The following is a 14,157-nucleotide window of genomic DNA, read 5'->3' on the forward strand; positions in this document are numbered from 1 at the left end:
ACTGTCACGTTGTCCTAGTTTGTTTGTAATTATAGATGGTTTATGAGGTTAGTTTTTGATTTAAGAATGGTTCAGCCACTAGGCGGTACTAAATATCATGGAGGAGGAATTTACGGGGAAATTTTGTTTAGTAAGCTTATAGCATTAGATTCTAAGCGTGTGTGCGGTTACTATGATTCTTCTAAATACATTGACTCTGCTTTGCTCGAATTAGTCGAAGTTAATGGTGTGCTATTATATGATTCTAATTTGCTTACCCTTGAAGAAGTAGCTTTTAGGGAGGGTAAAGTTATATATTCTCCTATATTTCTATGGTATCTTTTGGGTATTAATAGTAATATTAAAATTATTTCTACAATTCATGGTTTAAGGGATTTAGAATGTCCTGTTGATTCTCTACAATATGAATATTTAGACGGAAATTCTAAATGGAAAAGTTTTTTTTATAAAATTGGAGGATCTTTATTTAAGAGGGAAGTTAGAAAATACAGGATTAATACCGTTGAAAAGCTTAAATATAGAAGACTGGGCCTTCATTCAAATTTGAAGTTTATAACTGTTAGTAATCATTCCAAATTTTCATTATTGGCATTTATTCCCTCTTTATCTAGTAATAATATTGAAGTCTATTATTCACCTTCTACTGTTAATTCGTCTAAAATTAATAATTTGACACATTCAAATAAGTATTATTTATTAGTAAGTGGTAATAGGTGGCATAAAAATTCCTTGAGGGCTATTATGGCATTTGACAAACTATTCTCTGAAAGACCTGACTTTAATGGTTTTGTTTATATTACTGGTTTATCTTCAGGTGATTTTCTTAATTATCAAATTATTAATGTTAAAAGGTTTAAGTTTTTAGGGTATGTTTCTAAGCAGGAACTTCATACTTTATATAGCCAAGCATATTTATTTGTATACCCTTCTTTGAATGAGGGGTTTGGATATCCTCCATTAGAAGCCATGTCTTTGGGTACTCCTGTTATTGCTTCAGGGGTAGCTTCTATTCCCGAAGTTTGTGGTGATTCAGTTTTGTACTTTAATCCATTTTCAGTAAATGAGATTAAGATTAGAATTTTGCAGATGGAGGACTACGAAATTAGAAATTACTATATTTCAAGAGGCTTTGCTAGATTTAAAGATGTTAAGCTAAGGCAAGATCTTGATTTAGATAAATTGTGCTTTAAGATCCTTTCTTCTTTGTAATAATTTATAAGGTAATTTAGTTTATGTAGAAGTTCATAGAGATTGATTTTTCTTTGAGGGTATTTTTTTTTAAATTCTTTTAACAGTGACTTCTCGAGTCTGATAATTTATGGAGAGTGGGAAGTAACATTTTTTTAAATGGTTATGTTTTTTTAAGTAACTTTTGAGTTTTGTTAACTATCTCATTTGTGAGATGTGTTAATAAAATGTATTATATTTTACCTAAACGGGCATAAGAGTATTTATTTATCTTTAATTGGATGTTGTATGCTTTTAACTTTTTCCATAATTGTTACTTCTGTCGTTGAGGACAAAAGCCTTATATCCTATTAAATGCATTTTTTAGCATATTCATATATTTTTTTGATTTTGTTTCACTTGAAGATTTTTGTTTTATAGAATGTTTCGAATTTATTTAACAATTTTATTATTCTTTCAGATTGTTAGTTTTGACTTCCTTCAATGTATTTGATAAACATTACTTTTTTTAATATATTTATTCTATTTATTTTTATTTTAAGACGCTAGTTAAATTTATAAAGACCTTTCCATTAATCGTATTATTTAGTTTAAAATAAAGTTACTGTTAAATCACGATTTTAAATAAGCTGATGGTTGGTCTTGTTTAAGTTCTATCTCGTTTGAGATAAGAACAAGAATTAAAGGACTTTCATAAGTAAACAATAGTCATACAGATTATTACTTGATTGAAATCTTATAACGGATTATTCGCTCTCAAATAGAAATAGATTTTACACAATTTGATTATAAGGATGGATAGCAGGTATAAACTATATATTTCAAATATCATATTATTTAAATTTTGTCTTTTACTTCTTTATATAAAAACATGTGTATGAAACAAAAAGTGCTTTTTTTTGTAAACTACTACGCTGGTGGAGCTGAGAAGATGACTTTAAATATTGCTGGCTTTTTAAATCAAAATCAGTATGATATTGTATTATATATAATAGGGAAAGATTTGGGTCCCATTAGCAAATTTGTTCCTGAGGGGATTAGGGTTGAGCATCTAAAGGTTAATTCATATAAAGATTTTCTTGTTTTTAAATTGGCAAAAGCTTTGTATAAAGAAAGGCCAGAGTTCGCATTTTCTTCATTAATGCCAATAAATTGGAGGCTTTGTGTAGCTTCAATTTTATTTCCAAGTGTAAAGGTTATTTTGCGTGCCAATGATTATCTTCATACTCAATCTTTTCTACAAGTTGTGCGTCTGCGTTTCACCTATAATTTTTCTTGGAAGGTTATTGTACAAACACTAGAAATGAGAGATGAACATATAAATCGTTTACATCTCAAAGTTAAGGATGTTTTAACACTGAGCAATCCAGTAAATGTTAATAGGATTGAAGAAAAGATTAGGGGAAAGGGTTCTCCTTTTATAATGGGTCATTTAAATTTTGTTTTCGTTGGAAGAGTCGATTATATCAAGGGTGTAGATCTTCTATTGAAGTCGTTTAGCAAAGTCTTAGTGCGTTATCCAGATGCTAAATTATTTGTTGTTGGCGAAATAGGTGGCGTTTTTAAATTCTATTATAACAGTCTTCTTACAATTATTGAAGAGCTTAATATTGGGTCTAGTGTAAATTTTGTGGGTTTTACGGATAATCCTTATATTTATATAAAGTTTGCCGATTGTTTGGTACTTCCATCTAGAAATGAGGGTTTACCAAATGTTGTAATCGAAGCTCTTCATTTGGGTACTCCGGTAGCTGCCACATTATCAGTTCCTGTTGTTGGAAGAATCATAGTTGATGGTGTAAATGGGTATGTGGTGAATGTAGATGATGAGGTTGCATTTGCGAACGCTATGCTTAGTTCAGTGAAATTAGGAAGAGTAAATTCCTATTATAGATCTGCATCAATTGAAGACTTTCAGAATATTTTTTTGTAATTTAATGTGTTTATATGTCGTTTGTTAAAGATTATATTGCTTTTTCAGAACATACAGGAAGTTTTATTAAGCCTCTGTTAAAGGTTCATTTGTTATGTATTTTTTTTTTTAGGATTAGCCATATTTTATATAAAATTAAATTAATACCGTTGAGTAGATTTTTTTGGTTTATAAATCGGGTTTTTTTTTCTATTGATATTGATCCTAGGGCTAAGTTGAATGGTGGAGTGGTGATTTTACATGGTATTGGTGTAGTAATAGGTAGATATGTGGTAGCTGAAGGTGATTTTAAGATTTATCAGGGAGCAACCCTAGGGGGGAATAATGGAAAGGAATCTTGGCGTAATGGCGCTAAGTTTAGTCAGCCGATTATTTTGGGAAATTGTGTAATTGGGATTAATGCAGTAGTCTTGGGGCCAGTAATTTTAAATATAGGAGTTAGGGTTGGGGCAAATGCAGTTGTAACTAAAGACGTTCCCGAAAATAGTGTTGTTGTTTCTCATAATCGAATAATATATGATTTCAAAAAATAAGAGAGTGATTTCTATTACTACTAACCTTGCGCGTTATGGTGGGGCACAAAAGGTTTTAGTGGATGTACATAATGGACTTAAGAAACTATATGATTGTAAAATTACTGGCATTCAGAAATTCACTGAATTGCATCCGAAGTATTCTGTTGAAGAGGTGGAATATTTGAAATTTCGTCCATCAGTACTACGTAATAACATTGTCCTAGTGCATGCGAGGAATCTAATTCCTATAATGGTTTTTCTTGATAGAATCTTGTTTCTTAATGCTCAGATTATTTATGTTTCCCACAATGTATATACTACTTATAGGCATTTAACATTTTTTCCAAAAAATATAGTTTCAATATCGAACAGTGTAACTTCAAATCTATTAAATTATTTTAAAATAAGAGGTAAGAAAATTAAGTTGATTTATAATGGAATAGAGGATATGTTTGATACACTATCAGTAAGTAGAGGCTATAAAGAAGGTGGAATTATTAAAATTCTTTATGTGGCAAGGGTGAATAATGTGAAGAGGCAAGTAAGAATTGTAGAGAGTCTGAAGGGGAAACTGGATTCTAACATCCAAATTCATTTTGCTGGTGAGGGTAAAGATCTTGATAAGTTAAGGGAGATTTGTGATGGGTCTCTCAATTTTTTTGTTTTAGGCTTTGTAGAAAATATGAATAGGTTGGTGGCGGACTATGATTACTTGATGCTTTATTCATCGCAAGAGGGTCTTCCTTTGGCTTTACTTGAAGGAATAATGTGTATGCGTCCTATTCTTGTTAATGATGTTGGTGGAAACTTAGAAATAGGCGTTCCGGGGAAAAATGGTGTCGAATTAAATGAAAACTGGAATACTTTGCATGAACAGCTGAATAATTTAAACAGCATTACTCATCTTAAATATAAAGAAATGGCAGAGGCCAGTAGGCAATTGTTTCTTGAAAAATTTAGTTACGGTAATATGATTGAGAAGTATTCTGAATTAATTGAGTCTTTAATTTAATATGTTATGAAGGTAATAGCCATCTCATCAATAGGAGGTCATTGGATTCAGTTATTAAGATTGCGACCTGCGTTTGCCGGACATGAGCTAGTTTTCGTGTCTACCAATGAATCCTTTCGATCAATGGTACCAAATTCAAAATTTTATGCTATTTCTGATGGCAATAGAAGTGATATAAAGGGGCTATTAAGCTGTGTAACACAAATCTTTACAATTATAAGGATTGAATCGCCGGATGTGATAGTTACAACAGGAGCGGCACCTGGGTTAATTGCGTTAATTATCGGAATGCTATTTGGTTGTAAGACAATATGGATTGATAGTATAGCGAATTGTGAAAAACTGTCACTAAGTGGAAAAATTGCCTCTAAATTTGCTAACAGAGTATTTACACAGTGGGAACATCTGAAAACTGATAATGTATCCTTTAAAGGGAATGTATTAAAATGATTTTTTTAACAATTGGTACTCAAGAGCCGTTTGATAGGCTTTTTCAGGCATTAGAACAAATCGCTCAAAGAATTAACTTGGATATTGTAGCTCAGAACTCTCCAAATTCTGCCTTTACCTCCAATTTAATGGAGATGAATTCCTTTATGGCTCCAGAAGAGTTTGAACGATCTTTTGATTTAGCAGATTTGGTTATCGCTCATGCTGGGATGGGAACTATTATTTCAGGTTTGGTAAAAGGAAAGCCGCTAATAGTTTTTCCACGTCATAAAAGTTTAGGTGAGCATAGGAGTGATCACCAGCAAGCCACAGCGAAATATTTCGGAGAAATTGGTTATATCAATGTAGCTAATTCAGTTGATGAACTGGAGGAATTAATAAAACGGTTTATTTCCGGTGAACTCCTTGGCATCTCCAAGCCTATTGGGAATTATGCTTCGGATTCTTTAATTAAAGCCCTTAAAAATGAGATTCTTTCAAAGTAGGGGCTATTAAAAACCAAGAAAGAAAATCAACCTCGGTCTCAAGTTTTATCAATTGAACCTGTATATCTATTTAAGATCCTGGCACATACCAATTTTCTATTCTTTACAAGAGGTAAATAAGTGACATATTTAGACTTAGATTAAATAGCTTGTTTTCGGTGGAATGAAAAATATTATTTTCTGTGCTCCAGAAATTATAATTCAAGGACTGTGTAAAGCCAAGAGAGGATTTGAATAAGAGGTTTTTGAAGTTGTTCGAATAATTTATGTACAGCGTATTATCTATCCATGGCTTTACATGTAAGCCTGCACTTTTTGCATATCTATAAAAATTCGGATGATGTTCAGCTCTTTCAAGTTTAGCTGAGATCTCCTTTAGTCCGGTATAGTTTCCGATTTTTAGACTGTATAAATTTCCACTAATACCGGTATTTGCTCCCAATATTTGACCGCGGTTTGTCCATCCGTGTTTTACCTGGTAATTGTCATACGATCCCCTTCCACGATTAGGTATTCCATTTCCCCATCTTATAATATTATTTATGCTGAATTGTGTTTGAGACATTTCTCCTTGTATTCCTAATAAACTCGAGTTTGGAAGGGAGATATACTTGCTGAATCCTAATAAGAATGCTCTGCTGTGTTCTGGATTTAATAGAAGTTCTCGCCAACTTAATGGGTGATCATTTCTTGAATATTCAAAGTATATTTCTGTCTTTGCTTTAGGGATAACATATCTAGAAAATATACTTACATTCTGATCTTCTCTTCTCTCAATATTTTCAATTTCACCTTCTCCTTCTTTAGGGAAAGGGGCGAAAATTGGAAAAAATCCTCTAAAGCTATTCTCCATGTCTTCTCTGTAAATCTGAAATCCTCTTGTCATTCCAAGTGAAAATCCCGGAGTCCACTTTGGTGAATAGGATACTGTAATACCTGTGAAATATCGCCAAGATGTCTCATTAGCTCCATCTAGAAGAGCAGTATGTGCTCCATCACTGAAATGAGTTAATTCAGATCCTTTTAACTGACCAATCCAATAATTTCCCTCAAAAGACCCTAAAAATGTTTTTAAAGGACGATTGGTCTGCACTCTAAAATGATAAAAACCAGGAGCATTGTCACTTAGAACCAATGAATTAAATTGTCCTGGACCTGACCACAGATTCTCAGAAGAGAATCCAAAAGAAATACCATCGAAATTCATCATAATATGAGAATTTCCTAAAGAGAACTCTGATATAGAAGAGGTTCCAAATCTTGTAGGATTATCTATATCATAAGCACTTCTGCCTAAATATACAAAGTAGCTCTCTGGCGCATCCTCTGGATATTCCTCAAAGGCTGCATTTTGGGCATAATGATATTGAGGATATAACTGTATAGAGAGCTTTCCCAGCTTCATATGAACACCGGCGCTAGCTACTGTCTGTATTCCCTTTGCTGGGATCAAGGCTCCATTAGTCCATCCTCCTGGTAGGGTCGAATTGTAAACCGTAGTAAGTTGTAGCGGTAGGGCTGAAAGTTTGAATTTCCCTGATCTGCTTTGAGGAAGGCTTAACTTTGTTTCGTACCCTCTTGTTGAATCGGTTAGAAAAGGGCTTTCAAATTCTTTAAATGCAAATTCAACGTTTATTGGCCTTACATTAAAGCTGAAATCCCGGTTCACATTCCCTATCACCTGTTCTCTTCTTAGGTAATCATTTAAGATAGAGAAGTTTGTTGGGATGTTTTGACTTAGAGCATTACTAATAAATAGGATAAAAAACAGGAACGAAAAGATGGTGTTTAGCTTTGCCAAGGTCAATAGTGGTTTAATTTTCAATTAATGGGCTTGGGTATAACCGTAGCGTAAATCTACACAAACTTACTTATATAAATTCCTTAGCCGTGTAATAATGGATTATATACGTTTGAGCCAATATCTGGCCATCTGGTCGCTATCTGGTCTAAGTCTCAAGACTTAGACCTAAGATAATGCAGTCTTCAGACTGCCATTGGTTCTTTTGCCGTATATCCCGAAGCTCCCGTTTCATGCATTTCTAAACATTGGAAGCTTTCAACGTCCTGTGGACAGGGAAATCTCGTCAGTGGACGATTATCTGTTGCTTTCTACAAACAGTCTTTAATTACTGGCATCATTGGGGATAATGAGATTCTTTGTTACGTTTTATACTTTGAAAATATAAATAGCAAATAATCTTATATTTTTTGATTTATATAGGGTGTTAAATGCTGTATATATCTAAATGACAATGGTTTAGGGAATTGGCGGTATCTTTGCAGAACACCCTCACCATTTCAAGTTGAAACGAAAAGAACAATTTCCCTTTGGGAAGATTGCAGCCCTATATTTATTCATTCTGGTTGGTATCCTCTTAGCTTTTGAATTGTCTTCCCAGGGCATTAAAGCCAATACAATAGGCATTACACATGCCAACCATAACACACCAGAGTTAGTCGGTGATGCTAACCTGTGCTTGGTCCTCGGAAGGACAATTGGAACTTATAGTGCGGGAGGAAGTATTGATGACGTTTATGAATGGACTGTAACCGATTCAGCTGGAGAGGAAATTTTTAGTAATAGCGGAGGACAGCAATTTGAAACTATCCAAGTGGTGTTTAATGATGCTGGGGACTATGTCGTATCCATAAAAATTCGGCGTGGGACAAATTCTGATTTTTATCAGAGCCGTATGAATGTTACCATTCAAAAAGGACCGGATAAAATTGCACTTCAATCGGATTATTTACTGTGCGGTGACAATCCGGTAATTCTAACTGCACTGGACCCAGGTACGCCCAACCTTGGGAATTACTCCATAATCTGGAGAGATATAGATAAAAATGTATTAGAAACAGGCAATGAATTAATCGTTAATTCGCCGGGTATTTATTTGGTGGAATTATATCTTAATAATGATGACAATAGTAAGACCTGCACGGTAAATGGGACTACGTATGTAGGTCCTGCTATAGATTTTCAGATTCTTAAATCTAAGGCGAAAATCTGTGAAGGTGGAAGTGTTCTATTTACCACAGATATTCCCTTGTCTGGGGAATGGTTTATCCGTAAAAAATCAGAATCAAATAAAATCAGCTTGGGAAATGCTTATGAGCTTGAACTTTTATCTTCTGATCTCTCCGGCCCAGGAATTTATGAAGTAAGCTTTAGTGTCCCAAGCCTTGATTTTCCTGATTGCCCTTCAGAAAGAAAAACTGAATTTGAAATAATACAAGCTCCCCAGGTTGAAATCAGACTTCTAGATGAACCTGAGCAATGTGATAATCCTAACGGTAGCATGCAGGTATTGGTAATGTCGAATTTAGAATCGATTTCCATTCCAGAACTGGATTTTTATAAACAGGATATTGCGGCAGGGGAGGTATTTACATTTGACAACCTTAAACCAAGAGTATACCTGGTACAGCTGGTGCAAAATGGCTGTGTTACCAATAAACTGATTCAACTGAAATCTGAGGATTGGTCCAATATTCCTCCAGATCAGTTTAATATAGTTTTAAGCCAAATAGATGAAACTTGTGCTGTAGAGGAAATAATCCCTGGCAATCTTAGTGTAGCGCTAGCCGGGCCAATAGAAGATGGAATGTTTCGCATACTTTCCTCAGAAAAGGGAGTAGTTGCATCTGGAGCAATTCCTGTAGATGGAAAATTCGACATAGATCTCAATGCAGGGAATTACCTGCTTGAAATTACAATAGGAAACTGCACCTACCCCATAGAATCTTTTACTATACTTGATCAGCCTCAGGTAGCAGTGAGCGTTCCTTCAACCATAAACATTTGTGAATCCTACCTGTTTGTTCCGGAAACAAGCGATGAACTGCTATTTACTTTAACTTTTCCTAATGGGGAACTGCAATCTTTAAAAACCGGGGAAGCGTTTACTTTAACTGAAGAGGGTAATTATACCCTGCTAGCGGAGCCATTGGACGAAAATTCAACCCTTTGTCTCAAAAGAATGAATTTCACAGCAAGCTTACTATCTCCATTTTCATTTTCCGCTGTGCTTATTGAGGAAAATTGCTTTGATCCTATAAGATACCGGGCAGAATTGGAAGGGATCAGAGCTAGTGAAGTAAGTATACGCTGGTTCGATTCTGACGGAATAATTGTAGGCAGAAGTATGGAATTCTATCCTTCATACATAGGCGAATTCTCTCTTTCTGTAATGCCTATTTCAAGTGGATTCTGTCCTACTATACCTGTCGCATTTGAAGTTAAAGCCCCCATTACGCAAGTGCCCATGGACCTGGATTTAAGTAAAAGTTGTGACGATAGGGAAGCGGTCATCATATCTTTGACTACAAATCCGGAAATTGAATTACGTACTGAGTGGATATATTATGATGAATCAGGCGCACGTGCAGAACTAGACTCTTTGAACGAGCTTTTTGATATAAAAGTCTATAAGAGTGGAACCTATGAAGCGGTAGCTTATACCAAACTAGGTTGTGAAGTTGGTAGGAATCTAATCCAAGTTGAGGTTTCCGAACCTTACCCGGCACCGGATCTAGATCTCCTTTACCCTGTCTGTTCAAAAAACAACAGTATTCCTCCTATAGATCCGGGTGAATATGACGAATATGAGTGGTATTTTGGTGATCAATTGGTATCTAATCAGCGACTCTTTAAACCAGATAAAATTGGTAAATATCAGTTGAGGGTAACAACAGCGGAAGGCTGTATTCTGCTGGAAAACTTTAGCACTCATGATGTCTGCGATTTCAAGGTGGTCTTTCCCAATGCCATGATTCTGGGAAACCCACAAAAGAATTTCAGGGTTTTTATAAGTGAAGATATTACGGACGCTGAGTTGTTTATATTAAACCGGCAGGGGGAACTTATTCACCATGTCTCTACCAATAATGTACCCATAGAAGCTCCGGTTTTTATATGGGATGGCAAATTCAACGGCCAGTATGTTCCAGTAGGGAATTATGCATTTGTAGTTATACTTCGTAACCCCCCTTATGGAATCGAAGAAAGGGAAACCGGATCATTACTGGTATTGCAGTAAGTTTTGGGTGTCTTTTTCCTGGTCAGTTGTATTCTATTGAAAATATTCATAGAATTTGATGGTTGTTATTTCTGGACTGCCTATAATCTTCATCACCCTAGCTAACTTCATAATATTTCTCTCTGAATTACCCCCGTCATTGGGATTTGAATATCGGGTGAGGCACTCTCCTGTAGAGCCTGGGCCGCATACTTACGGGAAGAGGGAATTTGATAAGTTGGAGAAGGGCTTTTTTTCTATCCTTACTTTATGACTAAGCATAATTTCCATTCCTTCAAAGCAGATGAACACTTGAATACCAGCTATTAACGATAAGAGCCAAAAATCAATTGATACTTCACCTTTGCGATAAATATGGAGAGGTTGAATAATAGGTGCAATGAGGTTTTTAAGGCCAGTCCGGACAATTCGATAAATTGATATCTTGATATTTTTTAAAGTCAATTGAATATACAGCTCTCACACGCCGATGAATTCTGATTGACAAAATTTTATCTGATAATTTTTCATGGGAAAATTTTCCTATATTTGTTTTAACCCTATTGGTTTTAATCAAGTATTAAAGGTAAAATTACCTCATGAAAAGCGATATTGATAAATTATTAGAAAATATATTCAGAAGTGAAGAACTACCTTCTTTAAGAGAATTATTCGAACATAGAATCAAACAGCTGAATATAACCAAATCCCAGGCTTACGATGCATTGGAAATGGACAAAAAATCCGTTGAGCCGATTTTGGACAATGATGCCAAGCAGGTCGACACCATAAAGCTTCTCAAAATCGGTGAGTTCCTTGATCTTGATGTCGAGAAAACAATTCAGCTTTATCTAAATCAGAATACGGCTGAAAAAACCAAAGAATTAAACAGGACAAGAAAAGCAAAGTTCATTTTTGAGAATTTCGACTTAGCTGGCCTTAAAAAGCTTGGGTTTATTAATGATATAAAGAATTTGGCGGAAATCGAGGAACGGATTGTTGCTTTTTTTGGCCTTAAAAACATCTTTGAATACAAGGATGAAATCCTTACTAGGGTTGCCTTCAGTAAATCAAAAATATCCACTAGTGAAAAGCAAAGAACGTTTTGGATTAAGGTTGCCTATGCACAGTTTGAGGATATCAATAATCCACATGAGTTTGACCGGGAAAGATTAAAACAGCTAATCAGCCGAATAAAGCCTTTTACCAGAAACGAGAGGGATGGTTTCTTTACGGTATGCAAGGCATTGTACCATGCAGGGGTTACGGTGATTTTTCAAAGGCACATGCCACATACACAAGTCAGGGGAGCCACCTTCGTGGTGAATAACAAACCATGCATTATCATTACAGACCTGTTTAAAAGGTATGGGACTATATGGTTCTCGCTAATGCACGAATTGTTTCATGCACTATACCACTTGGAAGAGATAAAAACCCGGACCTTCCACCTTACAGGCGAAGCTGATTTATGGCTAGACAATGAAGAAGAGGCAGATGATTTCGCCAGAAGGTATTTTTTGCCTGAAGAGAGATATAAATTCATCATTCCCACCATTTCCAACCATTTTGTGGTACAGAAATATGCGAAAGAATGGGATATCCATCCCTGCTTGATATACAATTTTTACTGCTATGACAACCCTTCCTATTGGCCGGCATTTCACAAATATGACCCGGGACTGGATGAATCAGTAAGCAAGATAAATGCGATGCCATTTAATAAAGAGACGGTAAGTGAAATAGTATTGGAGATCAAAAATAATTTAGAACTGGTTTGATATGAGTGAAGAAAGCAACGATAAGGAACAGCAGAAAAAGTCCGAGGAGCAAAAGAGGCTAGAAAAAGAAAAAAGGCAAAGAGAGATTGAAGAAATCCTCTCTGAAGCAAATGCCAAAACCGGAGAACAACTGGTCCTCGATGAACTTGGTGGGCTAAAATCGCAAAATGAACTGAAGGAATTTGCTTTGGGGCAAATCCCTGATGATCCAGAGCAAAAGTACGATGTGTATTATAAAGGAGTTGAGAAGCTCTTAAAGAAATTCTTGCCCGAGGGAGACAAATACAAATCTGCGAGAGAAGTCATCCGGGAAGAGAAGAAAATCTTCTTGACCCGTGGTAAGAAGCTGGATAAAAAAGGAATCCGTCATGCCGACAGCAGAATGGGGTATATACAGGATATGGAGGAGATCATGAACCTGATTACCAAATGGGCTTTCGAAAGTAGAAATTACTTTGAGCTGTATAGCCTGCTAAGAGATAAAAACAAAGAGCTTGGATATCATGACGAGTGAGAAAGCTGAAGAAATGAAAGATGAATACAAATAAATGACTGACAGAATAGGTTTTATGAAGTTTGATATGTCATGTTGACACCAAAGCTGTCAGTAAATTTTGACAAACACACTGACAAACAGAATAATATTTGGCAGTCTGAGAGTAATTGAGACAGTTCATGTCCAAATATCAGATTTATAGATACTTGGCATGAACCCTGTTAAGAAAGGTTAACTTCTTTTGAAAAGAATTTAGTCAAAAGAGTAAAAAAATAAGGGGGAAGCTTCCGTTGGGAAAATAGGCTCCCCCGCTTTTACTTGGATTTAGGAACCCAAAGGTAAGAGTTTTTTTATTTTCCCGGTAGGTAATACCTCTGCCTATTTGACAGAGGTGGTTAAACGCTAGAACAATGGCAAAAACCGGAGATGGGAAGAAAATCGTCCCAGTGAAACCCTACACCAGAAAGGTGGGCGGGAAGAAAGTAGTGGTGCCTGGACATAGAAGATCCACACCGAATTAAGGCCTTATTGGCTTCAGGCCGATCTGTGGTCGGCCTCTTTTAAATATTTATCACCTTACCTTAAAAAAACAATGTTATGGCTACTATTTCCATAAATCAACTGGCCGAGTTTTCCAAGGCGACAGAAAAAGGAAAAGCTAGAATTATTAAACAGCAGATTGTTCCAAATCCTTTCTTAATCCAGTGGTATCAACTTGCAAAAGCGAGACTGAAGAAAAGTATCTCTAAAAATTGGGATCTCAATCCCGTCTATTCTGGAATTGAGTTATTGAAAAGAAGGACACAGTTTAAGAATAACCGACAGCAGACTGACCAAAAGGTTTCTTTAGAAGCCCTACAGAGCTTTCTCAGTACCCCTGCTCCGCTCATACTTCAATCAATCGAGTATGAGAGGGTAATACCTGATACCAAAAGCCTTGTTTTGGGTAACTTAGATATCATTGTAGCTCCAGATGTGGTGTTTCGGACTGAAATAGATGGTCAAAAGTATTTGGGAGGTTTTAAAATCCATGTTAGTAAATCAAAAGTTTTTGATCTAAAGCAATCCAGTTTGGTTGCCACTGTGCTTTGGAAGTATTTAGATCGAGAAGTGGCAAGAGAAGATGAGATTGTCATGCCAGGATTGTGTTTCTGCTATGATGTTTTCTCCAGTAGAATTGTTCCTGGAAATGAAGATTCAATTGCACTACTAGAAAATATAGATATATGGGGCCAAGAGGTAATCCAGATTTGGGATAGTTTAAGTCAGGCGTGAT

The 14,157-nt window shown here is 35.6% G+C and carries 11 protein-coding genes; 10 read left to right on the top strand and 1 reads right to left on the bottom strand.

The window, feature by feature from the left end:
- Positions 1-42: 42 nt before the first annotated feature.
- The 6 genes from QOL76_RS18425 to QOL76_RS18450 all read left to right on the top strand — a co-directional run bounded on the left by QOL76_RS18425 (position 43) and on the right by QOL76_RS18450 (position 5,583).
- A complete protein-coding gene (locus QOL76_RS18425; RefSeq protein WP_283414432.1) occupies positions 43-1,209 on the top strand; it encodes a glycosyltransferase family 4 protein in 1,167 nt (388 codons plus the stop codon).
- An 856-nt stretch (positions 1,210-2,065) separates the two neighbouring features.
- Positions 2,066-3,121: a glycosyltransferase gene (locus tag QOL76_RS18430; protein ID WP_283414433.1), complete on the top strand. Its 1,056-nt coding sequence runs from the start codon at positions 2,066-2,068 to the stop codon at positions 3,119-3,121.
- A 14-nt stretch (positions 3,122-3,135) separates the two neighbouring features.
- Complete coding sequence (locus QOL76_RS18435; protein ID WP_283414434.1) at positions 3,136-3,654, top strand: serine O-acetyltransferase; 519 nt, start codon at positions 3,136-3,138, stop codon at positions 3,652-3,654.
- The gene (locus tag QOL76_RS18440; RefSeq protein ID WP_283414435.1) at positions 3,638-4,648 is read left to right on the top strand and encodes a glycosyltransferase family 4 protein; all 1,011 of its coding nucleotides are present in this window, start codon (positions 3,638-3,640) and stop codon (positions 4,646-4,648) included. Before QOL76_RS18435 ends, QOL76_RS18440 begins: the two co-directional genes overlap by 17 nt.
- A 6-nt stretch (positions 4,649-4,654) precedes the next feature.
- On the top strand, positions 4,655-5,098 hold the full coding sequence (locus QOL76_RS18445) for a glycosyltransferase family protein (protein WP_283414436.1): 444 nt from the start codon (positions 4,655-4,657) through the stop codon (positions 5,096-5,098).
- Positions 5,095-5,583, top strand: a complete 489-nt coding sequence (locus QOL76_RS18450; RefSeq protein ID WP_283414437.1) for a glycosyltransferase — start codon at positions 5,095-5,097, stop codon at positions 5,581-5,583. Before QOL76_RS18445 ends, QOL76_RS18450 begins: the two co-directional genes overlap by 4 nt.
- A gap of 103 nt (positions 5,584-5,686) precedes the next feature.
- Here QOL76_RS18450 and QOL76_RS18455 read toward each other — a convergent pair whose 3' ends face one another.
- Positions 5,687-7,408 (bottom strand): capsule assembly Wzi family protein, encoded by a 1,722-nt coding sequence (locus tag QOL76_RS18455; RefSeq protein ID WP_283414438.1) that lies wholly within the window; start codon positions 7,406-7,408, stop codon positions 5,687-5,689.
- Positions 7,409-7,889: 481 nt separating this feature from the next.
- Between QOL76_RS18455 and QOL76_RS18460 the strand changes: the two genes are divergently transcribed.
- From QOL76_RS18460 to QOL76_RS18475, 4 genes are all read left to right on the top strand, one after another.
- On the top strand, positions 7,890-10,625 hold the full coding sequence (locus QOL76_RS18460; protein WP_283414439.1) for a T9SS type B sorting domain-containing protein: 2,736 nt from the start codon (positions 7,890-7,892) through the stop codon (positions 10,623-10,625).
- Positions 10,626-11,203: 578 nt separating this feature from the next.
- Positions 11,204-12,385: an ImmA/IrrE family metallo-endopeptidase gene (locus tag QOL76_RS18465; protein WP_283414440.1), complete on the top strand. Its 1,182-nt coding sequence runs from the start codon at positions 11,204-11,206 to the stop codon at positions 12,383-12,385.
- A 1-nt stretch (position 12,386) separates the two neighbouring features.
- Complete coding sequence (locus QOL76_RS18470; protein ID WP_283414441.1) at positions 12,387-12,899, top strand: hypothetical protein; 513 nt, start codon at positions 12,387-12,389, stop codon at positions 12,897-12,899.
- 579 nt (positions 12,900-13,478) lie between these two features.
- Positions 13,479-14,156, top strand: a complete 678-nt coding sequence (locus QOL76_RS18475) for a hypothetical protein (RefSeq protein WP_283414442.1) — start codon at positions 13,479-13,481, stop codon at positions 14,154-14,156.
- Position 14,157: the final 1 nt, after the last annotated feature.

It is taken from the genome of Algoriphagus winogradskyi (assembly GCF_900182815.1).
In the GTDB taxonomy this organism is placed as follows: domain Bacteria; phylum Bacteroidota; class Bacteroidia; order Cytophagales; family Cyclobacteriaceae; genus Algoriphagus; species Algoriphagus winogradskyi.